Annotated in this window: 20 protein-coding genes; 11 read left to right on the forward strand and 9 right to left on the reverse strand. The window is 72.7% G+C overall.

Going from position 1 to position 20,831, the window contains the following annotated elements; all coding sequences use genetic code 11:
• The first annotated feature begins 35 nt into the window (after window positions 1-35).
• The gene (locus Psi01_RS08575) at window positions 36-350 is read left to right on the forward strand and encodes a MarR family transcriptional regulator (protein ID WP_204063410.1); all 315 of its coding nucleotides are present in this window, start codon (window positions 36-38) and stop codon (window positions 348-350) included.
• Window positions 351-395: 45 nt separating this feature from the next.
• Here the strand turns inward: Psi01_RS08575 and Psi01_RS44050 are convergent, their stop codons facing one another.
• The gene (locus Psi01_RS44050) at window positions 396-3,296 is read right to left on the reverse strand and encodes a helix-turn-helix transcriptional regulator (RefSeq protein WP_204063411.1); all 2,901 of its coding nucleotides are present in this window, start codon (window positions 3,294-3,296) and stop codon (window positions 396-398) included.
• Window positions 3,297-3,453: 157 nt separating this feature from the next.
• Window positions 3,454-3,621, reverse strand: a complete 168-nt coding sequence (locus Psi01_RS08585; protein ID WP_204063412.1) for a hypothetical protein — start codon at window positions 3,619-3,621, stop codon at window positions 3,454-3,456.
• 273 nt (window positions 3,622-3,894) lie between these two features.
• On the opposite strand from Psi01_RS08585, the gene deoC reads away from it, so the two are divergent.
• The 3 genes from deoC to Psi01_RS08600 all read left to right on the forward strand — a co-directional run bounded on the left by deoC (window position 3,895) and on the right by Psi01_RS08600 (window position 7,309).
• Window positions 3,895-4,833 (forward strand): deoxyribose-phosphate aldolase, encoded by a 939-nt coding sequence (deoC, locus tag Psi01_RS08590; RefSeq protein ID WP_204063413.1) that lies wholly within the window; start codon window positions 3,895-3,897, stop codon window positions 4,831-4,833.
• Between the two features lie 2 nt (window positions 4,834-4,835).
• Entirely contained in the window at window positions 4,836-6,260 is a 1,425-nt protein-coding gene (locus Psi01_RS08595; RefSeq protein WP_204063414.1) for an aldehyde dehydrogenase family protein, read from the forward strand.
• Window positions 6,261-6,442: 182 nt separating this feature from the next.
• Window positions 6,443-7,309, forward strand: coding sequence for an aldehyde dehydrogenase family protein (locus Psi01_RS08600; protein ID WP_204063415.1), 867 nt, complete (start codon window positions 6,443-6,445; stop codon window positions 7,307-7,309).
• 42 nt (window positions 7,310-7,351) lie between these two features.
• Here the strand turns inward: Psi01_RS08600 and Psi01_RS08605 are convergent, their stop codons facing one another.
• The 4 genes from Psi01_RS08605 to Psi01_RS08620 form a co-directional block, all read right to left on the reverse strand.
• Window positions 7,352-8,302, reverse strand: a complete 951-nt coding sequence (locus Psi01_RS08605; protein ID WP_204063416.1) for an ARPP-2 domain-containing protein — start codon at window positions 8,300-8,302, stop codon at window positions 7,352-7,354.
• Between the two features lie 47 nt (window positions 8,303-8,349).
• Complete coding sequence (locus Psi01_RS08610; RefSeq protein ID WP_239127337.1) at window positions 8,350-9,714, reverse strand: amidase; 1,365 nt, start codon at window positions 9,712-9,714, stop codon at window positions 8,350-8,352.
• Between the two features lie 90 nt (window positions 9,715-9,804).
• The gene (locus tag Psi01_RS08615) at window positions 9,805-9,987 is read right to left on the reverse strand and encodes a type II toxin-antitoxin system antitoxin (RefSeq protein WP_204063418.1); all 183 of its coding nucleotides are present in this window, start codon (window positions 9,985-9,987) and stop codon (window positions 9,805-9,807) included.
• 2 nt (window positions 9,988-9,989) lie between these two features.
• Window positions 9,990-10,844 (reverse strand): SPFH domain-containing protein, encoded by an 855-nt coding sequence (locus Psi01_RS08620; protein WP_204063419.1) that lies wholly within the window; start codon window positions 10,842-10,844, stop codon window positions 9,990-9,992.
• A gap of 159 nt (window positions 10,845-11,003) precedes the next feature.
• On the opposite strand from Psi01_RS08620, the gene Psi01_RS08625 reads away from it, so the two are divergent.
• Both Psi01_RS08625 and Psi01_RS08630 read left to right on the forward strand, forming a co-directional pair.
• Window positions 11,004-11,735: a hypothetical protein gene (locus Psi01_RS08625; protein ID WP_204063420.1), complete on the forward strand. Its 732-nt coding sequence runs from the start codon at window positions 11,004-11,006 to the stop codon at window positions 11,733-11,735.
• 77 nt (window positions 11,736-11,812) lie between these two features.
• A complete protein-coding gene (locus tag Psi01_RS08630; RefSeq protein WP_204063421.1) occupies window positions 11,813-12,604 on the forward strand; it encodes a hypothetical protein in 792 nt (263 codons plus the stop codon).
• Window positions 12,605-12,642: 38 nt separating this feature from the next.
• Here the strand turns inward: Psi01_RS08630 and Psi01_RS08635 are convergent, their stop codons facing one another.
• On the reverse strand, window positions 12,643-15,573 hold the full coding sequence (locus tag Psi01_RS08635) for an ATP-dependent RNA helicase (protein WP_204063422.1): 2,931 nt from the start codon (window positions 15,571-15,573) through the stop codon (window positions 12,643-12,645).
• Between the two features lie 260 nt (window positions 15,574-15,833).
• Window positions 15,834-16,448 (reverse strand): TetR/AcrR family transcriptional regulator, encoded by a 615-nt coding sequence (locus tag Psi01_RS08640; RefSeq protein WP_204063423.1) that lies wholly within the window; start codon window positions 16,446-16,448, stop codon window positions 15,834-15,836.
• 73 nt (window positions 16,449-16,521) lie between these two features.
• Here Psi01_RS08640 and Psi01_RS08645 point away from each other — a divergent pair, with 73 nt between their 5' ends.
• The 5 genes from Psi01_RS08645 (at window position 16,522) to Psi01_RS08665 (ending at window position 19,843) form a co-directional block, all read left to right on the forward strand.
• Entirely contained in the window at window positions 16,522-17,475 is a 954-nt protein-coding gene (locus Psi01_RS08645; protein ID WP_204063424.1) for a hypothetical protein, read from the forward strand.
• A gap of 127 nt (window positions 17,476-17,602) precedes the next feature.
• Window positions 17,603-18,319 carry a DedA family protein gene (locus Psi01_RS08650; protein WP_204063425.1) on the forward strand — a complete coding sequence of 239 codons (717 nt, stop codon included), beginning with the start codon at window positions 17,603-17,605 and terminating at the stop codon, window positions 18,317-18,319.
• Complete coding sequence (locus Psi01_RS08655; RefSeq protein ID WP_204063426.1) at window positions 18,294-18,710, forward strand: hypothetical protein; 417 nt, start codon at window positions 18,294-18,296, stop codon at window positions 18,708-18,710. The genes Psi01_RS08650 and Psi01_RS08655 overlap by 26 nt, the downstream gene beginning before the upstream one ends.
• A gap of 183 nt (window positions 18,711-18,893) precedes the next feature.
• Window positions 18,894-19,526, forward strand: coding sequence for a hypothetical protein (locus tag Psi01_RS08660; protein ID WP_204063427.1), 633 nt, complete (start codon window positions 18,894-18,896; stop codon window positions 19,524-19,526).
• Entirely contained in the window at window positions 19,523-19,843 is a 321-nt protein-coding gene (locus tag Psi01_RS08665) for a hypothetical protein (protein WP_204063428.1), read from the forward strand. Before Psi01_RS08660 ends, Psi01_RS08665 begins: the two co-directional genes overlap by 4 nt.
• Window positions 19,844-19,981: 138 nt before the next feature.
• Here Psi01_RS08665 and Psi01_RS08670 read toward each other — a convergent pair whose 3' ends face one another.
• Entirely contained in the window at window positions 19,982-20,812 is an 831-nt protein-coding gene (locus Psi01_RS08670; protein WP_204063429.1) for an undecaprenyl-diphosphate phosphatase, read from the reverse strand.
• Window positions 20,813-20,831 lie beyond the last annotated feature (19 nt).

Here is a 20,831-nt window from a genome sequence, read left to right on the forward strand (position 1 = left end):
TTCCGCTCGCCGGGCGGGCGGACCCCGCTGGGCTTGTGACCGCGGGCGAGCTCGCCGAGCGGGCGAACCTCACCACCGGGGCCGTCACGGGGGCCCTCAACCGTCTCGAACGGGCCGGGTACGCCACCCGGCAGGCCGATCCGGCGGATCGCAGGCGGGTGCGGATCGTTCCCGACGAGGAGGCCGCCGCCCGGGTCGCTGCGGTGTACGTCCCCTTCTACCAGCGGCTCGCCGAGATGTCCGCCGGATACTCGGCGGAGGAGATGGGCACGCTGACCGACTGGTTCACCCGGGCCGCGACCGCGATGCGGACGACTCTTGAGGAGATCCGGCAGGGCGGGACGACCTGACCGCCCGAGACGGGCCCAGTCGATCAGGGCTCAGTCGATCAGGGCTCAGTCGATCAGGGCCAGGCGGTGGGCGGCCGCGGCGGCCTCGCCGCGGGTGGAGGCGCCGAGCTTGCCCAGGATGTTCGACACGTGGACGCTCACCGTCTTGGCCGAGATGAACAGCTCGGCGGCGATGTCCCGGTTCGAGCGTCCCAGCGCGACCAGCCGGAGCACCTCCTGCTCGCGGGGGGTGAGCGGCGGGGCGGCCGGGGCGTCGTCGCCCGCGGTCCCCTCCCGCGGCTCCTCGGCGTCCCGGGAGAGCGTCACGCCGGTCCGGCGGGCCAGCGCCTCGATCTCGGCGATCAGCGGACGGGCCCGCATGGCGACGGCGATCGGATAAGCGGTGCGCAGCCGTACGGCGACGCCTTCCCGGTCACCCGCCTCGGCGGCGGCCCGCCCCGCGTGCAGCAGCGACTTGGCCCGCATGAAGGGACGGTCCAGCCGTTCCCAGGCGACGGCCGCCGTGTCGTAGTCACGGGCCAGGCAGAGCCGGTAGGCCTCGGCGACCGGGCTGTCGGCCGTCATCGCGGCCCCGGCCTCCTCCGCCCGGCGGCGCAGCGCCGCGGCCCGGTCGGGGGCGACGCTCTGGGCGGCGTCGCAGACCCAGGCGATCAGCACGAGGATGCGCCAGCCCAGCAGCGGCTTGCTCAGGATCCGGGTGTCGAGCCGGAGTTTCTCGGCGACCTCCAGCGCGGCCCGCGGATCGCCCTCCAGCAGGTGGAGGCTCAGCTTGAGCCGGGCGTTGGCGGTCAGCTCCTGGGTGAACTCCTCCTCCACGGTGAAGCCGTCCACCTCGGCCAGCACGGACCTGATGACCTCGGTCTCGCCGCGGATGGCCGCCACGTCCCCCTGGATCCGGCGCAGGTGGTGCCGGGTGCGCAGGGACGGATCCATGATCAGGGCCTGCTCGGCCGCCTCGGCGGCCTCGTCGAGGCGGCCCAGACCCTCCAGGGCCTCGGCCCGGTTGTTGGCGATGAAGGTGCCCTGGACGCGGTAGCGGCCGTACTTCCTGGCCAGCCGCTCTCCTTCGAGGGCGAGTTCCACCGCCCGGGCCGCGTCGCCCATGTTGTACAGCGCGTCCACGTTGTTGGCCAGGGCGCGCAGGATGACCTGGCCGGAGCCGATGCGCTCGCCGATCGCCCGGGCGGTCTCGTTCAGCTCGACCGTCAGCTCCATCTGGCCGGCGACGGAGTGTCCCACGCCGAGGGTGAGCAGCAGGTCGGCCTCCAGGTCCTCCTGCCGGTGGGCGCGGGCGATGTCCAGCGCCTCCTCGGCGAGCGCCGTACCCTCCGTCACCTCGCCCTGGAACACCAGGTAGGAGCTGAGCCTGGCCAGCACGTTGGCGCGGGCCAGGCCGGGACGGGGGACCAGCCGTTCGGCGTGGCGCAGGTCCTCGAGCGCCCCCGGCTTGCGCTTGGAGATCTTGAACTGGGAGAGCCGCACCACCAGCTCGGCCACCCGCTCGGGATCGGCCTCCTCGTCCAGCTCGGACAGGGCGGCCTTGACGAACTTCATGCCCCGGTCGATCTCGCCGCTGGCGTGGGCGGCCTTGGAGGCCTCCTCCAGGACCGTGGTGTGGTCCACGCCGATCCGGTCGGCGGCGTCGGGCACCTTGCTCCACAGGCTGAGCACCCGCTCCAGGAGCTGCACCTTCTCGTTGTAGGCGAAGGTCTTGGCGGCCTTGAGGGCGGCGTCCCAGGCGGAGACCAGGGCCCACAGGTCGTCGCGGGCGGCGTACCAGTGGTGGGCGATCTCGATCGCGGCCCGGCCCGGCGGGACCAGCCTGCGGTTCTTCTCGATCTCCTCGGCGAAGCGGGCGTGCAGCCGTACGTGCTCGCCGGGCAGGAGCTCGTCGTGGACGGCCTCGCGGATCAGCGCGTGCCGGAAGACGTAGGCGCGGCCGTCGGCGACCTGGACCACGTTGGCCGCGATGGCGGGACGGAGCGCGTCCTCCACCTCGGCGTCGGACAGGCCGCTGACGGCGGCCAGCAGGGCGTGGCTGACCCGGATGCCGCCCGCGGCGGCGATGCGCAGCACGCGCTGGGTCTCGTCGGGCAGCTGCTCGACGGAACCGATGATCAGGTCGTGCAGGGAGTCGGGGAAGCGGCAGTCGGCGCCGCACTCCAGCAGGGCCTCGACGAACAGTGGAATGCCCTCGCTGCGCTGGTACACCCTTCCGACCTGGGCGAACTCCGGAACCGTACCGAGGATGCCGGCCATCTGGGCGGCCACCTCGTCCCGGGTGAGGCGGGGGAGCTCGAGCCGCAGGACCCCCTCCACCCGGCTGAGCTCGGCGAGCACCGGCCGGAGCGGGTGCTGGCGGTGCAGGTCGTCGGAGCGGTAGGTGAGGATCATCAGGACCGGCGCGGTGCGCAGGTTGCGGCTGAGGAAGGCGATGAGGTCGCGGCTGGACCGGTCGGCCCAGTGGATGTCCTCGATCAGGAGGATGACGGGACGGCGTTCGGCCAGCCGTTCCAGGAGGGTGAGGATCTGCTCGAAGAGCCGCGCGCGTGCGGTCTCGCTCTCCACGTCGCCGCTGGGCTCGCCGAACTCGGGCAGCAGCCGGGCCAGGTCGCGGGCCGCGCCCTCGGGCAGCAGGGCCGCCACCTCCTCGGCCCCCTGCTCGCGGACGAGCTGGCGGATCACCGCGGTGAACGGGGCGTAGGCCAGGCCCTCGGCGGACAGCTCCACGCAGCCCCCGGCGAGTACGTGGGCGCCGTCGGCCGAGGCCCGTTCGGCGAAGCAGTTGATCAGCCGTGTCTTGCCGACCCCGGCCTCGCCGCCGAGGAGCACGGCGGCGGCGGCCTTCTTGCGCGCCTGTTCGAAGGCCTCACCCAAGCCCGCGAGCTCCGCCTCCCGCCCCACGAAGACGGGGCTCACCGCCCGACCCATCATGTCGTCCAGCATGGCATGCCTTATGTCGGGGTTTCTCCTCCTTATTCGGCGGCGCACCCATCCGGTGGCGCGCCGACCGCCCGCCCGGCGGGTGAGCCGCCGGGCGGGCGTCAGGGGGGCTGAGATGCCCGGCCGGACGGGAGGAGGCGGCCGGGCTCTCGTGAGACGGTCATGCTGCGCTGAACTTGCGCAGGAAGCTCAGCGCGCGGTTGCGCTGGCCGCGGGAGCGGCTCTTGCTGACGGCCTGCGCCTCGCGTACCCGGCGGTGCCTGACGGCCTCGGCGTGGAGCTCGGCGTGTCGGTTCATCATCATGTCGAAGTGGATGTCGGGACCCATGTCGGGTGCCTCCTTGAGTGGTGCGATTCCCTTACACACTCAAGATTCGGTCTAAGGCCCCCACCCCCACATCGGACGGATGCCTTATCTCCGGCGCCGGGACCGCCTCAGGGGTACCTAGATCGCCCGCGCCCCGCCTTAGGTCGTTTCCGCGTCTTAGGTCATGCCGGGAGCGCCGGGGTCGGCGAATGTTGACGAAAAGCTGTGGAAGGACTGGGCCACGTCCAGTTTGGAACTAATCACACCAGTCGGCATGCTGGAGTGGTGTCAACTATGACGTCTTCGCTCGCTGACGTGGCCTCGTCCAACGCCACGCTGCGGGCTTTCCTGCACGGCCTGCCCGGAGTCGACCGCGTGGGCGCCGACCAGCGGGCCGCTATGCTCGGCACCCGTTCGATCAAGACCACCGCCAAGGCGGCGGCCATCGACCTGGCCATCCGCATGGTGGACCTGACGACCCTGGAGGGCGCGGACACGCCCGGCAAGGTCCGGGCGATGTGCGCCAAGGCGGTCCACCCCGACCCGGGCGACCCGTCGGTGCCCAAGGTGGCCGCGGTCTGCGTCTATCCCGACCTGGTGGCCCAGGCGGTCGAGTCGCTCGGCGGCTCGGGGGTGAAGGTGGCCAGCGTCGCCACGGCGTTCCCCAGCGGGCGCTCCTCACTCGACGTCAAGGTCGCCGACACCGCTCTCGCGGTGGCCGCCGGGGCCGACGAGATCGACATGGTGATCGACCGGGGCGCGTTCCTGGCGGGCGACTATCTGAAGGTCTTCGAGGAGATCGCCGCGATCAAGGCGGCCTGCGGCCAGGCGCACCTCAAGGTGATCCTGGAGACCGGCGAGCTCGCCACCTACGACAACGTACGGCGCGCCTCCTGGCTGGCCATGATGGCCGGGGGCGACTTCATCAAGACCTCCACGGGCAAGGTCCAGCCCGCCGCGACCCCCTCCGTGACGCTGATCATGCTGGAGGCGGTCCGCGACTTCCTGGCGACGACCGGCCGCAAGGTCGGCGTCAAGCCCGCCGGAGGCATCCGGACCACCAAGGACGCGATCAAGATGCTCGTCCTGGTCAACGAGACCGCGGGCGAGGACTGGCTGCACCCCGACTGGTTCCGCCTCGGCGCCTCCACCCTGCTCAACGACCTGCTGATGCAGCGCCAGAAGATGGCCACCGGCAGGTACGCGGGCTCCGACTACTTCACTCTGGACTGACGATGTTCGAATACGCACCGGCACCCGAGTCCCGCGACATCGTCGACATCAAGCCGTCCTACGGCCTGTTCATCGACGGCGAGTTCGTCGACGGCACGGGCGCCCCGTTCAAGACGATCAACCCCGCGACCGAGGAGACGCTGGCCGAGGTGGCCACGGCCTCCGGCGAGGACGTCGACCGCGCCGTCCAGGCCGCGCGCAAGGCCTTCGGCGTCTGGTCGGCGATGCCCGGCTCCGAGCGGGCCAAGTACCTGTTCCGCATCGCCCGCATCATCCAGGAGCGCTCGCGCGAGCTGGCGGTGCTGGAGACGCTGGACAACGGCAAGCCGATCCGCGAGGCGCGCGACGTGGACCTGCCGCTGGTCGCCGCGCACTTCTTCTACTACGCGGGCTGGGCCGACAAGCTCGACTACGCCGGCTACGGCCCCGGCCCGAAGCCGCTGGGCGTGGCCGGCCAGGTCATCCCGTGGAACTTCCCGCTGCTCATGCTCGCCTGGAAGATCGCCCCCGCGCTGGCCTGCGGCAACACGGTGGTGCTCAAGCCCGCCGAGACCACGCCGCTGACCGCGCTGCTGTTCGCCGAGATCTGCCGGCAGGCCGAGCTCCCGCCGGGCGTGGTGAACATCGTGACCGGCGCCGGGGAGACCGGCGCGGCCGTGGTGAACCACCCCGACGTGAACAAGGTCGCCTTCACCGGCTCCACCGAGGTCGGCCGCCTGATCGCGCGCAATGTCGCGGGCTCGGGCAAGAAGGTGACGCTGGAGCTGGGCGGCAAGGCCGCCAACATCGTCTTCGACGACGCCGCGATCGACCAGGCCGTCGAGGGCATCGTCAACGGCATCTTCTTCAACCAGGGTCACGTCTGCTGCGCGGGCTCCCGGTTGCTGGTGCAGGAGTCGATCGCCGAGGAACTGCTGGAGTCGCTCAAGCGCCGCCTGAGCCTGCTGCGGCTCGGCGACCCGATGGACAAGAACACCGACATCGGCGCGATCAACTCCTCCACCCAGCTCGCCCGGGTCCGCGAGCTGTCCGACATCGGCGAGGCCGAGGGCGCCGAGCGCTGGTCGCCGGCGTGCGCGCTGCCGGAGCGGGGCTTCTGGTTCCCGCCGACGATCTTCACCGGCGTCGCCCAGTCGCACCGCATCGCCCGCGACGAGGTCTTCGGCCCCGTACTGGCCATGCTGACCTTCCGCACCCCGGCCGAGGCCGTCGAGAAGGCCAACAACACCCCCTACGGCCTGTCGGCCGGCGTGTGGACCGAGAAGGGCTCGCGCATCCTGTGGATGGCGGACCGGCTGCGGGCCGGCGTGGTGTGGGCCAACACCTTCAACAAGTTCGACCCGACTTCGCCGTTCGGCGGTTACAAGGAGTCCGGGTACGGCCGGGAAGGCGGGCGGCACGGGCTGGAGGCGTACCTCGATGTGTGAGCATCGCCGGTCCCGGCGCCGGGCCCGCCGGGCCCAGAGCACCCGCGGACACGGTTTCGCCCGGGCGGGCCGTCCGGCGCCGCGCGGCTGGTTCGCCCACCGGTGCGGGGTGAGCCGCTGCGGCCAGATCTTCGTGCCGGTACGGCTGGCACAGCAGCAGAGCACGCGGAGAGGGCGCGGAGATGAGTAAGACGGAGGCGGCCGCGCGGCTGGCCGTGCGCAAGACCTACAAGCTGTACATCGGCGGGGCGTTCCCGCGTTCGGAGAGCGGAAGGTCCTATCCCGTGACCTCCTCCAAGGGCGAGTTCCTGGCCAACGCCTCCAAGGCCTCCCGCAAGGACGCCCGCGACGCGGTCTCGGCCGCGCGCAAGGCCTTCGGCGGCTGGTCCGGGGCGACGGCCTACAACAGGGGGCAGATCCTCTACCGGATCGCGGAGATGCTGGAGGGCCGCCGGGCGCAGTTCGTCGCCGAGCTGGCCGAGGCTGGCACGAAGAAGGCCGGGGACGTCGTGGACGCGGCGATCGACCGGCTGGTCTGGTACGCCGGGTGGTCGGACAAGATCACCTCGGTGGCCGGGGCGGCCAACCCGGTCGCGGGGCCGTACTTCAACCTCTCCTCGCCGGAGCCGACCGGCGTCGTCGCGGTGATCGCGCCGGACGAGCCGCTGCTCGGGCTGGTCTCGGTGATCGCCCCGGTGATCGTCACGGGCAACACGTGCGTCGTGGTCGCCAGTGAGCGGGCGCCGCTGCCGTCGATCACGCTGGCCGAGGTGCTGGCCACCTCCGACCTGCCCGGCGGCGTGGTGAACATCCTCACCGGCTCGGTGAAGGAGATCGCCCCCTGGCTGGCCGCGCACATGGACGTCAACGCCATCGACCTGACCGGCGTCGCCGACGATGACCTGGCGGTCACGTGCGAGCAGGCCGCGGCGGAGAACCTCAAGCGCGTCCTGCGCCCGGCCGCGGCCGACTGGTACGCCGATCCCGGCCTCAAGCACATGACGGCCTTCCTGGAGACCAAGACCGTCTGGCACCCCACCGGCATCTGACCGGTCCTACGCGAGGCTCAAGGCTCCGTACGGCAGGCGCCGTCACCCACGTGACGGCGCCTGTCCGGCTTTCGCCCTGCGATAGCCGTCCAGGACGTCCTGGCGCAGCAGGTGGCCGAGACCGGCCCGCTCGATCCGCAGCGCCAGCCCGGCCGCGTCGGTGTCCATCTCCCGGGCGGCGGTCTCCAGATGCCAGTCGTGGGCCTCCAGGCGGGTCAGCAGGTGGCCGCGCCTGGTCTGCGCCTCCGACAGGCGGAAGGTCTTCAGATAGGCGACCGCGCCCCGGTGGTCGGTGATGACCTCCCCGATGTGGTTGTCGCGCCGGCGCTCGAACGACGGCAGGAAGCGCGACAGCGTGAACCGGCCCATGCGGCGGACCCTCCGGAAGGCGTGGGCGCCCTCCAGCAGGCCCGCGGTCATGACGGAGGCGTGGAATCCGTCCCACTCGGCGTGGGCGCGGGCGACCGCGGCGCGCAGACCGGCGACCGTGGACGGCGAGCCGAGCCGGGCGGTGAAGTCGGGGACCGGGTAGGAGTGCATGGCGCTGTGGTAGATCAGCTCGCCGTACATGTCGCGCACGAGCGAGGGGTGCAGCGCGCGGTAGTCGTCGGGGTGCGGCACCACGGTGGCCCCGGCCAGCACGTCCCCGGCGTAGACCACCAGCCCGCACTGGCCCTCGTGGATCTCGAAGACGCGCAGCGCGTCGTCCAGCCCGCGCACCTGGGCGCCGCTGTAGGCCGCCTCCTCGCGAGGTGACAGCCCGTCCCTGACCGCCTGCGCGGACCACTCCCGCCAGGCGATCGACGGGCCGCCGAAGTGCAGGGCGAGGAACCCCTCCATGGCCAGGTGCAGCGGCAGGAAGCGGACCCTGCCGGGCTCGGCCCGGCGGACCATCCTCCGGGTGAGGTGCAGGTCCATGCGGTCGACCAGCTCGCCCAGCTGGGTGCCGTAGGCCGCCGCGGCGGTGCCGTCGCCGGTCCAGGAGGCGACCATATGTGCCGGGCGGGGCCGGGGAGAGCGTGACGGGACCGGAAGGGGGGTCAGGCGGGCGGGGCGTGGCGAGCCCAGGGGCGGGCGGCCTCCAGTTGGGCGGCCAGGATCAGCAGCTGGGCCTCGCCGCCGGGTGCGGCCACCAGTTGCACGCCGATGGGCACGCCGCTGGGGTGCCGGCCGTACGGGACGGTCAGCGCGGGCCAGCCGGCCATGTTCCAGGCCGCGGTGGCGGGGGCGTAGGTCAGGTTGGCGCGGGCGTTCCTGAACAGGCCGCGGCGGCCCCAGCGTTCCGCGGGCGGCGGGATCATGGCCAACGTCGGGGTGACGAGCACGTCGGCGTTGCCGAACCACTGGTCGGCCCCGTTGGCGCGCCAGCGGTCGCGGCCCCGCGAGCCGTCCAGCCCGAACGCGCCCAGCAACCGGCCGGTGCGGGCCAGGGCCCTGGTGCGCCGTTCCAGCCGGTGCCGGTCGAGCCCGCGGGAGTCCTCCCTGGCGACGGCGAACCACGTGGCGACGGCGGCGGAACCGAGCCAGAGGGGCATCCGCTCGCCGTGCTCGACCACCGTGTGCCCGGCCTCGCCGAGCGCCTGGGCGGCGTCGGTCACCGCCTCCTGGAACCGCTCGTCCACCGTGAAGCCCGGCGGCAGCGGGCACGGCGCGACGGCCACGCGCAGCCGCAGCGGCTCGGAGGTGGTCAGCCCGCCCGGGTAGTCGTCGATCTCGTCTTCCACCTGGAGCGTCTCGATCTTCCCCGGCGTGGCCAGGGACATGTCCCCGGACATCACGGCCAGGGCCAGGGCGAGGTCGGTCACCGTCGTCGCGATCGGCCCGTTCTCCGACATCCCGTGCCAGTCGGGCTCGGGCGGCGGGACCACCCCCAGGCCCGGCTTGATCGAGACGACCCCGCAGCAGGCGGAGGGGATGCGCAGCGAGCCCAGCCCGTCGGCGCCGTGGGCCAGCGGGACCATCCCGGCCGCCACGGCCGCGGCGCTGCCGCCCGAGGACCCGCCGGCGGTGCGCGCCGGGTCCCACGGGTTGCGCACCACGCCGTACACGCTGTCGGAGAACCCGACCAGGCACAGCTCGGGCACGTTGGTGATCCCGACGACCACCGCGCCGGCCGCGCGGAGCCTGGCCACCACGGGGTGGTCCTCGGCCGCGGGCGTGTCCGGTGTGGCGGCCGAGCCGTTGCGCAGGGCCTCCCCCCGGACCGGGACGTTGTCCTTGACCGCCACCGGCACCCCGGCCAGCGGCAGCTCCGACAGGTCCTCCCGCTCCTGTACGGCGTGCGCCTCGGCGAGGGCCTGCTCGGTCAGGACCTTTCGGAACGCCCCGATGCGTCCGTCACGCTCGGCGATCGCGCCGAGGTGCTCCTCGACGACCGCCGGAGCGGTGACCTTGCCCCGTCGCACGGCCTCCGCTATATCCGCTGCGGACTTTCCCACCCACGACATGCACCGAGTGTGGTCCCGCGGATATCGCAGAGGGAAGTGCACTACGTCTCAATCGGATGACGTGTCCTTCGACGCGTCCTTGCGGGAGACGCGCCCGGCCTCCTTCAACGCCAGGCGCAGCGCGTACTCGATCTGGGCGTTGACGCTCCGCAGGTCGTCGGCCGCCCACTTGGCGATCGCGTCGTAGACGGCCGGGTCGAGCCTGAGAAGGAGCTTCTTACGCTCAGGCATGGTCAGGAGTAGAGGCTGCCGGCGTTGACCACCGGCTGCGTCGCCCGGTCGCCGCACAGGACGACCAGGAGGTTGGAGACCATCTGCGCCTTCCGCTCCTCATCGAGATCCACGACACCTTCCTCCGCCAGTCTGGTCAGCGCGAGCTGGACCATGCCCACGGCGCCGGAGACGATGTGCGTGCGGGCCGCGACGACCTGGGCGGCCTGCTGGCGGACCAGCATGGCCTGGGCGATCTCCGGAGCATAGGCCAGATGAGTGATCCGCGCCTCCAGGACCTCGACTCCGGCGAGTTCGGTGCGCTCACGCAGCTCGGTGGTGAGCTCCCCGGCGATCTCGGCGCCGTCGCGCAGGCTGGTGAGGTTCTCCTCGTGGGAGTCGTAGGGGTGGCTGGTGGCCAGGTGCCGCACGGCCGCCTCCGACTGGATCGCGACGTACTCCTCGTAGTCGTCGACGGAGAACGCGGCCTTGGCGGTGTCGGTGACCTTGTAGACGACCACCGCGGCGATCTCCACCGGGCTGCCGCTCGCGTCGTTCACCTTGAGCTTGGCGGTCTCGAAGTTGCGGACCCGCAGGCTGACGCGCTGCTTGGTGGTGAACGGGATGACCCACTGGAAGCCCGCCCGGCTGACCGTGCCGATGTAGCGGCCGAGGAACTGCACGACCTTGGCCTCGTTGGGGTTGACGATCGTGAACCCGGTGGAGATGAGCGCCGCGACGCCGAACCAGATCACCGCGGTGACGGCCGCTCCTTCCACACCCGCGACGGCCGATCCGGCCGCCGCGGCCGCCCCGCCCAGGACGAGGAGGACGACCAGGACCGTGAATCCGCTGACCCGGAAGGCGTGTCGTTCCATGAATCCCACCTTTGCTATCGAAGTGATATCACCACGATAGCTAATGCGGCGCCGTCGCGCGCACGCCGGACGACGGCGGATCGGGAAGAGAGTGCCTCGCGGCATGGGCTTGCGGCCCGCCGTATGGCCTGTGGCCTGGGACTTTCAAGTGAAACGCAAGTGAATGCCCTGATACTGGACACCATGTGGTTCCTCAACAGCACAGCACGCCGGCTCCGCCTCAACCCCGCTCTGCTCACCTACAGGCCCCCGGAGCCGGCCCGGCTGGAAAGCCTGCTCCGCCAGTACGACCCCGGCCTGAAGGTCTCGGACGGCTGGTTCGTCGCGAACGGCACCCGGGTGCGCTGGGTGGAGGTCACCCAGGACGTGGCGGCCAAGGCGGGCATCCCGGCCGACCGGCGGGGGGCCGTCATCGCCAGCAACGGCAACAAGCACGCGGCCCGCTTCGTGCTCAACGCCCTGGCCAGCCGGATCGGCGGGGCGCTGTACCCGCCGGAGATCCAGGACGACTACGTCGACGTCCAGGTGAACCTGGGCCCCAAGCGGGGCGTGCTCGACTGCGAGGAGGTGGCCGACCTGGTGCGCGCCGTACTCGGCGAGCGGACCGTCCGCCACGACCACGAACTGGGCATGTGCTCCTTCGAAGGCGGGCCGGGCAGCGTCGTCAAGGCCTCCTACAGCTGGCCGACCTCCGACCTGATGGACGTCGAGGACCACGTGATCGACCTGGAGCTCGACGCCAAGGACCTGGCCGACCACCCCGGCCTGGAGCTCCTCTACCGCACCGCGGTGTCCCTGGCCGCCGCCCTCAACGCCACGGTGACCTCCTACGACATGCCCGTCACCCGGCTGGAGGACATCATCCCCACCCGGGACCGCCTCTCCGCCTGATCTTCCCTGTTCGCGCCGGTTCCAGGGGATAAGGTGCGCCGTACCCGATTCGATCTAGATCGTAGGAGCGTGCGGCGGTGCGGACGGGAGAACCCGACTGGACGTATGTGGCCAGGTCCCTCGTCAAGGTCCTGGCCGTCACCGCGGCGCTGTTCCTGGCTTTGAGCGGGGCCGAGAGGGCTCTGCGGTTGTTCGTCGACTTCGGGGACGAGCGGTGGGACCGGGTGCACGGCACGGCCGCCCGCGTCGTGGACCCGGACGCGCGCCTGCGCGGCTACAACGGCGACAACGGTGTGAGCGGGGCGCTCGCGGTCATGGACGGCGACAACGGCCGTGACGAACATGTGGCGGAGAAAGCACGGAAGATCATCGACGGGCTTCCCCCGACGCTCGAAGCCGCGGCGATCGTGGAGTTCGCACACCCGATGAGCACCGAACCGCTCGTCGACTTCAACCGGAAGAACAAGATCTGCGGAGGGGCGGACGTCTCCTACATCTACCTCCCGTCCTTCTTCGACGACTCCAGTGACCCGTCCTCGTTGAGCGCGGTCGTCTGGAACCGTGACATGACCTTGGAGAACACCTGGGTGGGTCTCAGCTATGAGTGCGAGACCGAGCCCAGGGCGGCGCTGGCGGAGTTCCGCAGGTGGGTCGGGCTGGTCGACGAGGGGGACGACCTCAGTGAGTTCGAGCTGGAGCCCGGGTGGCTCGCCGGGGCGGCCAAGGAGGGCGCCGTGTACGGACTCGTCGTCGACGGCTGGAAACTCGCCGACCTGGGGAAGCTCCTCGGCGACCCGCGGGTGCGGACGGTCGTCATCGCCGACGTCGCCTTCGACCTCGGCGACGACGAGTACGGCGTGGGCGGGTGACGGTTCCCGGAGGGAACGGCCGCTGATCCCGGGCGGCCTCAGCGGCGGGGGTTGGTACGGCGGGTAGCCACGGCGGACAGCGGGTCCTCGGGCCAGGGGTGCTTCGGATAGCGGCCGCGCAGCTCGGCGCGGACCGCGCGGTAGCCCTCGCGCCAGAACGAGGCGAGATCGCCGGTGACGGCGGCCGGACGGCCGGCGGGGGAGAGCAGGTGGACCACCAGGGGCACCCCGGCGACGCTCGGGGCCTCGTCCCAGCCGAACAGCTCCTGCAGCTTGGCGGCGAGAACCGGCCGCTCGCCGGAGTAGTCGATCCTGATCCGCGACCCGCTGGGCACCTCGATCCGCTCCGGGGCCACGTCCTCCAGCCGGGCGCTCCACGGCACCAGCCGGCGCAGGGCCGCGGTCACGTCGATGCGCTCCAGGTCGGAGCGGCGGCGGGCGCGGGACAGCTCGGGCTCCAGCCACAGTTCGGCGGCCTGGACGAGGGAGGCGTCGTCCACCGCGGGCCAGGGGTCGCCGAGCGCGCGGTGGCAGAAGGCCAGCCGCTCGCGCAGCGCCGCGGCCTCGGGCGACCAGCTCAGGAGCGCCACGCCCTCGGTGCGCAGGCCCTGCAGTACGGCGGGCGTGACGTCGGCGTCGGGGAGAGGGCGGGAGGACAGCTCGACGGCCCCGAGGCGCTCGACCCGGCGGGCCGAGACGTCGCCCTGGCGCTGCCCAGGAGGGACCCGCCAGGCGATCTCGTCGCCTGAGGCGTGCAGGGACGCGGCGGCGAGCCTGGCGATCTCCTCGTCGATCACGACGGCCTGCCGGATCCGGGCGGTCGCCGCCCCGGAGGGCCGGTCCGCGACCGCGACCGCCAGCCACTCCGCCGTACCGAGCCGTGATCCCCGCGACGTCTCGGCGGCGGTCCCCGAGACCATCAGGTAGGCGCCGCCCCGCTTTCGGGCCACGCGTTCGGGATAGGCCAGGGCCACGACCGTCCCGGCCAGACGGTCGTCGTCCCACCGTCCGGCGGTGGGAGCGCCGTGGGTCGCGGCACCGGCGAGGCCGTCGGAGGATACGGCACCGGGGGTGCCGCCGGAGGGTACGGCACCGGGGGCGTCGCCGGGGGACGCGGCGGCGGCCGGGTCACCGTCCCGGCCGGTCGCCGGGCCGCCGTGGGAGACGACCCTGGCCAGGCGGGCGGCCTCCTGCCGCCAGCGGGCGGAGAAGCCGTCGTCGCCGCGGCGGGCCGAACGCCAGACCGCGACGAGGTCGTCGTCCGCGTCCCGGGGGAGCTGCTCGGACAGGAGCGCGACCACCTCGGCGGCCCGCGGGCCGATGTCGAGCAGCGCCCGGGCGAGCCGGGGATGGACACCGGCCGTGGCCATCCGCCGTCCCCGGCCGGTGACGACGGCACCGGAGAGATCCGGGCCGGCCGTGCCGCCGGGTGCTTCGGAGGTGCCGGAGGAGCTCGAACCGATTGTGCCGTCGGGTGCTTCGGAGGTGCCGGAGCGGCCTGAACCGATTGTGCCGCCGGGTGCTTCGTAAACGTCGGGGAGACCCGGTTTCGGAAGGGCGGGTCCGTCCGGTCTCCCGGAGCCGCCGACCGGTCTCCGGGAACCGGGGGTGTCGCGGGGGCGCAGGGCGCCCAGGGCGTGCAGGGTGCGGCGGGCCGCGGCCATCGCGGCGGGCGGGGGCGGGTCGAGCAGCGCCAGGCCGGTGGCGTCGGGATCGCCCCAGCACGCGGCCTGCAGGGCGAAGCCGGTGAGGTCGGCCAGGGCGATCTCGGGCCGGGAGTATTCGGGGAGCCGTTCGTGCTCGGCCTGCGGCCAGCACCGGTAGACGACGCCCGGCGCCTCGCGGCCCGCCCGCCCGGCCCGCTGTTCGGCCGAGGCCCGGGAGGCGCGGACGGTGGTGAGGGAGCCGAGGCCACGGGCGTGGTCGGTGCGAGGTTCGCGGGCCAGGCCCGAGTCGACCACGACCCGGACGCCGGGCACGGTCAGGCTCGACTCGGCGACCGAGGTCGCGAGGATCACCCGCCGCGTCCGGCCGGGGGAGAGGACCGCGTCCTGGACGTGGGCGGGGGCCTGGCCGTGGACCTGGAGAACCTGGACCCCACCGGCCTCGCCGGACCGGTCCGGGCCGCTCGTGCCGGCGGGGCCGTTTCCGCCGGTGGGGCCGCCCGGACCGGTCACATCGGCCGTGCCGATCCCGGCGAGCATCCGGGCCACCCGGCCGATCTCGCCGACGCCCGGCAGGAAGCACAGGACGTCCCCGGACTGCTCGGCCAGCGCCCGCCGTACGACGTCGGCGACGTGGGACAGGAAGGCGGGATCGACCCGGAGGCCGTGCGGGGGCGCCGTGGGCCGGGGCGGCGGCGCCCAGATCGCGGTGACGGGGTGCAGGGTCCCGGAGGCGTGGATGATCGGGGCCGTCCCGGTCAGGCCGGTGCCGGTGCCGGTGCCGAGCAGGCGGGCCCACGGGACCGCGTCTGCGGTGGCGGAGGTGGCGAGCAGCCGCAGGTCGGGGCGGAGGGTGGCGCGGACGTCGAGGAGGAAGGCGAGGGCGGTGTCGGCGTCCAGGTGGCGCTCGTGGCACTCGTCCAGCAGTACGGCGTCCACGCCGTCGAGTTCGGGATCGCGCTGGAGCCGCTGGAGGAGGACACCGGTGGTGACGACCTCGACCACCGTGTCCGGCCCGGCCCTGCGCTCGCCCCGGACCGAGAAGCCGACCTCCGCTCCCACGCGCGACTCCAGCAGCCAGGCCATCCGCCGGGCCGCCGCGCGCACCGCCATCCTGCGCGGCTCGGCCACGATCACCCGCCTGCGCGCCGTACCGTCCAGGAGCCCGGAGAGGGCGAGCGGCACCAGAGTGGTCTTCCCGGTCCCGGGAGGCGCGGTGAGCACGGCCACGCCGTGTTCCTCCAGCGCCTGGGTCAGCTCGGGAAGGACATGCCGGACAGGCAGCCCGGACCACTCGGAACGCACCCGACCAGTCTCCCCGACTCCCCCCGTGAACCGTCCACGAGGGCCCGCCGGGTTGCCCGCCGTACGGCGGCGCCGGGCCACTCCGTCCGACGCCTCGCCGTACCGGCGCCGGAGGTGCGGGGGCAGGCGTGGCCGGATCGGTTGGTGGCTCCGGAGCCGGAGCGGTGGGTCGGAGGCCGAGGTCGCCGGTGAGGTAGCGCCGGAGGGTGGGGACGGGTGCGGCCGGATCGGTTGGTGGCTCCGGAGCCGGAATGGCGGGGTCAGAGGCCGAGGTCGCCGGTGAGGTAGCGCTGGAGGGTGGGGGCGACGGCGGTGACCAGCTGGTCCGTGGTGAGGGCGGCCATCGGGTCCACGCGGAGCACGTAGCGGGTGATCGCCACGCCGATCATCTGGCTGGCGAGCAGGACGGCGCGGGTCTCGGCGTCGTCGCCGGTCACGTGCTCGGCCAGCGGTTGCAGGACCTCGGCGACCATGAAGTCCTTGAGGATCCCTCCGGCGGCGGGGGAGGACGCGGCGGCCTGCATGACGGCGTGCAGGCGGGGGCCGGCCACCGGGTCGTCCCAGATCGACAGGTAGCGGCGGATCAGGCGCTCTCCGAGGCCGTCCAGGGGACCGGCCTCGAACACGTCGCGCAGCCGCCGCAGGGGCATGCCCGGTCCCCGGATGGCCGCGTCGAACAGGCCGTCCTTGCTGCCGAAGAAGTGCATGACCAGGGCGGGGTCCACCCCGGCCGCCGTGGCCACGCCGCGGATTGTGGTCGCGGTGTATCCCTTCTCCTCGAACGCGGCCAGCGCCGCCTCCAGGATCGCCTCCCGCGTCTGGGGCGACTCACCGCTCCCGCGCCGTCTGCCCGGTCGTCGTGTCTCTTCCGTCACACCCCCTATTCAACCACGTTGAATTCGCCTATGTTGAATTCAACGCAGTTGAAGTCAACAGATGGTGAGAAAAATGAAGAAGATCATCGCACTTCTCGCGGCGGTGACGCTGGTGGGCATGCTGTTCTCCGCCTCCTTCGTCGGCGCCCTGCACAAGCCCGAGCCGCACGGCGTCCCCGTCGCGGTGGTCGGCGCTCCGGCGCAGCAGCTCCAGGCGGCGCTGGACCAGCGCAAGCCGGGGGCCTTCGCACTGGAGGGCCACTCCTCCGAGCAGGCGGCCCGGGAGGCCCTCCTCGGCCGCGACGTCGACGCGGTCCTGCTGGCCCAGGAGGGCAGGCTGGTGGTCGCGAGCGCCGGTGGGCGCACGGCCTCGACGGTGATCATGCAGGTCTTCCAGGGTGCGGCCCAGGCCCAGGGACGGTCGCTGACCGTGGAGGACGCGGTACCGCTGCCGCCCGGTGACGCGGGGGGCATCTCCGGTCTGTTCTACGTGCTCAGCCTGGTCATCCCCGGAATCGCGCTGGCCGTGCTGCTGTCGAACGCCGTGCCCGGCCTCGGCCTCGCGGGACGCCTCGGCGTGCTGACGGCCGGTGCGCTGACGGTCGGTACGGCGAACGCCTGGCTGGCCGACGTGGTGCTCGGGGCGCTGCCCGGCAGCTTCGGCGGGCTGGTGGCGATCTCGGCCGGCATCGTCCTCACCGTGAGCCTGGTCGCCGCCGGTCTGATGAAGGTCGTCGGCCCGGCGGGGGTGGGGCTCGCCGCCCTGCTGTTCATCCCGATCGGCCTGCCGGCGAGCGGCGGCCCGCTCGGCGCCCGGTTCGTCCCCGAGTGGTACGCCGTGATCGGCCGGTTCCTGCCCGTCGGCCCGGGTTCCGACGCCGTCACCAACGTCGTGCACTTCGGCGGCGCGGCGCTGCTCTGGCCGCTGGCCGTCCTGGGGGCGTGGGCACTGGCGGGCCTGATCATGCTGGCCGTCCCCGCCCGCACCCCGGCGGGGCCGAGGGCCGTGCCCGCCCCCGTTGCCTGAGTCCGGAAGCCGGGGACCGGGCAACTGTCGGGATCCGGCAATCGCCCGGCCCGGCCGGAAACACGACGATCAGAGCGCTTCCCGAAGGAACGTCTCCCGGAAGATTCCCGGAAAAGAGGAGATGACCATGTACGGCGTGGAGCTGCCCGCGGTGGCCGTACTCGCGTACCTGGTCATCTCCGTGCTCACCGCGTTCGACGTCTTCTTCCCGGTCATCCCGGGGGAGGGCACGCTGATGGCCGCCGGGGCGCTCACGGTCACCGGTGATCTGGAGATCCCCCTCGTCATCCTGGCGGGGGCCGCGGGAGCCCTCGCCGGCGACCTCGCCTCCTACCAGGCGGGCGCCCGCCTGCGCGGACTGACCGGCGCGCGGCGATCGACGCGAGTCGTGCCGGGGCGGATGCGGCGGGCCGCGTCGGGGGCGGTGACCCGGGCTCTGCCGGGGCGGATGCGGCGGGCCGTACCCGGGCTGGTGAACGGCTGGCCGGAGCGCTTCCACCGGCACGGCCCGCTGGTGCTGGTGGCCGCCCGGCTCGTGCCCGGCGGGCGTACCGCCGCCACCCTCGCGGCCGGGCGGCTGGCCTATCCCCGCCGCCGGTTCGCCCTCACCGAGCTGGCCGTCGACACGGCCTGGGCCACCGCCGCGACGCTCCTGGGCTTCCTGGGGGCCAGCGTCCTGCCCGCGAACCTCACGCCGGAACGACTGCTGCTGATCGCCGAGGCGGTGCTCCTCGTCGTCTGCCTGACGCTGGGAGTACGGCTGTGGCGGACCCGTCTGGCGTACGTGGACGCTCTTTCCGTCGGGCAGGATGGAGATCGTGACGGAACCACCCGTACCGGCTGAAGCTTCCGACCCGCGTGACGACCCCGCCCCGCTCGGGGAGACGGTCGGCCTGCTCGTGCTCTCCGCCATCGCGATCATGCTGTTCGCCTGGCTGGTCGGGGAGACGGACGGGGAGGGGCCGGCCCCGCTCAAACTGCTGTTGTTCGGTCCGCTCGGGCTGGTCTTCTTCGAGGTCATGACCAACGAGGTCTGGTGGCGCCGCTGGTGGGGGGCGATCCCCGGCGCGATCGCCGGCCTGGCTCTGTACTTCGAGGGCCGCGCCACGCTGGAGGACATCATCGGAGCCTCCTGGGCCACCCCCGTCGCCTATGTCCTGGCGTGGGCGTGCTTCGGTACGGTGTTCGCCCTGGCCAGCAGGGTCCCCCTGGGGCGCAGGACCTCCAGCGCCTGACGGGCCGTCATCCCCCTGCGGGGGGACGGGGAGTCGGCGAGCGGGAGGACGACCGCCTCCGGGGCGCGTGGCAGGATGGTCCGGAAACCCGCCTGACGTGCGGAGATCTCGCCTGACGCGCGCGGTCGCCGACGCCCTTCGACCGCTGGACTCGCCGATGCCCTTCGACCGCCGGATCCCCCGATGACACAGCCGGACCTCCCGATGACGCCGCCGGCTCCGCCGACGACGCCGGAGCCCCGTCTGCCGCGGCTCACCCGGGCGCTGATCGGTCCGCCCGGCCGGTGGCTGCTGCCGCTCAGCGCGCTCACCGGCCTGCTCCTGCTGTACAGCGTCAGCGCCCCGGGCGGATACTTCGGGCTGGCCCTGTTGGGCGGGATCCTCGCGCTGACGCTGGCCGTCGTCTGGATCCCCCGGTTCGTGGTGGGGCTGGCCCGCGCGGACGGCCGTCCGGGATTGCGCCGGCACTGGGTGCGCTGGGCGGCGGTGCCGCTCATGGCGGCCGTGGTCGCCGGGCTCGGCTCCGCGGGCGTTCCCCAGGACGTCCGGTTCGCGCTCTCCAGGGCGAGCATGGAGCAGGTGGCGCATGCGGTGAGCACCGGGGCCGAGCCCGAGGGCGGCGGCCGCCAGATCGGGTTGTTCTCCGTCTCGTCGGTCGTCAGGACCGGCGGCGGCGTGAGCTTCGGGCTGCGGGACACCGGCTTCCTCGACACCCACGGCTTCGCCTGGTTCCCCGCCGGCGCTCCCCCGCAGGAGCCCGAGACGTCCTACGAGCACCTGGAAGGCCCCTGGTACGAATGGCGGCGGACGTGGTGAGGCTGCGAAGAGCACTGGGCCGCCCGGGCGTCTGGGTCGCCGTCTGCGCCGTGACGATCGTGGCGCTGGTGATGTTCCCGGCCGCCGCGCTCTGGCCGCTGGTCGCCGCGGCGGCGCCGGCCGCGATGTTCGCGGCCGTGGTGACCGCCTACGAGCAGGCCGCCGCGTTCCGGGCCCGGTACTCGGAGTACGGCGAAGGCACGGAGTACGGCGAAGGCACGGAGTACGGCGAGGGCACGGAGTACGGCGAGGGCCCGGCGCGCACCGGGCTTCCGGAGCGCGCCGATGGTGGGACCCCCTGGACGAGTGAGCCCTGAGGCTGAAAGCGGGTACGGCGGTGCCCGGCGGACCGGGTGTCGCCCGGCCCGTCTCGGACGCGTCTCACGGGTGGGCAGGACCCGGCCCGCCGTAGACACCCGCATCGCCGGGCCCCTCCTGCTCCAGGACCCGCTCTTCTAAGCCGACGGGTCGAGAACCCCGAAGCTCACCAGCGCGATGATGACGACGCCGAGGACGATGCGGTAGATCACGAAGCCGGTGAAGCGGTGGGTGCTGATGTACTTCAGGAACCAGGCCACCGCCGCGTAGCCGATCACGAAGGAGATCAGCGTGGCCAGGATCGTCGGCCCCCAGTCGGGGGCACCGCCCTCGCCGATCTCGAACAGCTCCAGCACGCCCGCGCCCAGCACGGCGGGGATGGCCAGCAGGAAGGAGTACTTGGCGGCCTCCTCGCGGCGGTAGTCGAGCAGCAGGCCCGCGGTGATCGTGCCGCCCGACCGGGAGACGCCGGGGATCAGGGCCAGGGACTGCGCCAGGCCGTACACGATGGAGTGGGTGAAGCTGAGGTGCTTCTCCAGCGTGAGCCTGTTGCGGGCGGTGCGGTCGGCGAGCCAGAGGACCAGGGCGAAGACGATCAGCGTGGTGCCGATCAGCCGCAGGTCGCGGAAGACCGTCTCGATGCTGTCCTTGAAGAGCACGCCGAGGATGAGGATCGGGATCGTTCCCACGATCACGTACCAGCCCATCCGGGCGGCGTGGTGGGAACGGAGCTCCGGCGTCCACAACGCCCGGGTCCAGGTGGAGATGATCTCCCAGATCTCCTTGCGGAAATAGATCAGCACCGCCGTCTCGGTGCCGAGCTGGATCACCGCGGTGAACGCGGCGCCCGGGTCCTCCCAGCCGAACAGCGCCGACACGACTCTGATGTGGGCGCTGGAGGAGATGGGAAGGAACTCGGTGAGCCCCTGGATGACCCCGAGGACCACCGCTTCGAACCAGCCGATCAACGTGGATGCCTTCCGTCCA

Source organism: Paraplanobispora siamensis (assembly GCF_016863175.1).
GTDB lineage: Bacteria > Actinomycetota > Actinomycetes > Streptosporangiales > Streptosporangiaceae > Planobispora > Planobispora siamensis.

Bases quoted from the DNA above. Each gene is read 5' to 3' on its own strand.
- Psi01_RS08645 (WP_204063424.1), top strand. From the start codon at position 16,522: ATGAAGAAGATCATCGCACTTCTCGCGGCGGTGACGCTGGTGGGCATG.
- deoC (WP_204063413.1), top strand. From the start codon at position 3,895: ATGACGTCTTCGCTCGCTGACGTGGCCTCGTCCAACGCCACGCTGCGG.
- Psi01_RS08585 (WP_204063412.1), bottom strand. From the start codon at position 3,621: ATGGGTCCCGACATCCACTTCGACATGATGATGAACCGACACGCCGAG.
- Psi01_RS08650 (WP_204063425.1), top strand. From the start codon at position 17,603: ATGTACGGCGTGGAGCTGCCCGCGGTGGCCGTACTCGCGTACCTGGTC.
- Psi01_RS08620 (WP_204063419.1), bottom strand. From the start codon at position 10,844: ATGGAACGACACGCCTTCCGGGTCAGCGGATTCACGGTCCTGGTCGTC.
- Psi01_RS08615 (WP_204063418.1), bottom strand. From the start codon at position 9,987: ATGCCTGAGCGTAAGAAGCTCCTTCTCAGGCTCGACCCGGCCGTCTAC.
- Psi01_RS08605 (WP_204063416.1), bottom strand. From the start codon at position 8,302: ATGGTCGCCTCCTGGACCGGCGACGGCACCGCCGCGGCGGCCTACGGC.
- Psi01_RS08600 (WP_204063415.1), top strand. From the start codon at position 6,443: ATGAGTAAGACGGAGGCGGCCGCGCGGCTGGCCGTGCGCAAGACCTAC.
- Psi01_RS08595 (WP_204063414.1), top strand. From the start codon at position 4,836: ATGTTCGAATACGCACCGGCACCCGAGTCCCGCGACATCGTCGACATC.
- Psi01_RS44050 (WP_204063411.1), bottom strand. From the start codon at position 3,296: ATGCTGGACGACATGATGGGTCGGGCGGTGAGCCCCGTCTTCGTGGGG.
- Psi01_RS08660 (WP_204063427.1), top strand. From the start codon at position 18,894: ATGACACAGCCGGACCTCCCGATGACGCCGCCGGCTCCGCCGACGACG.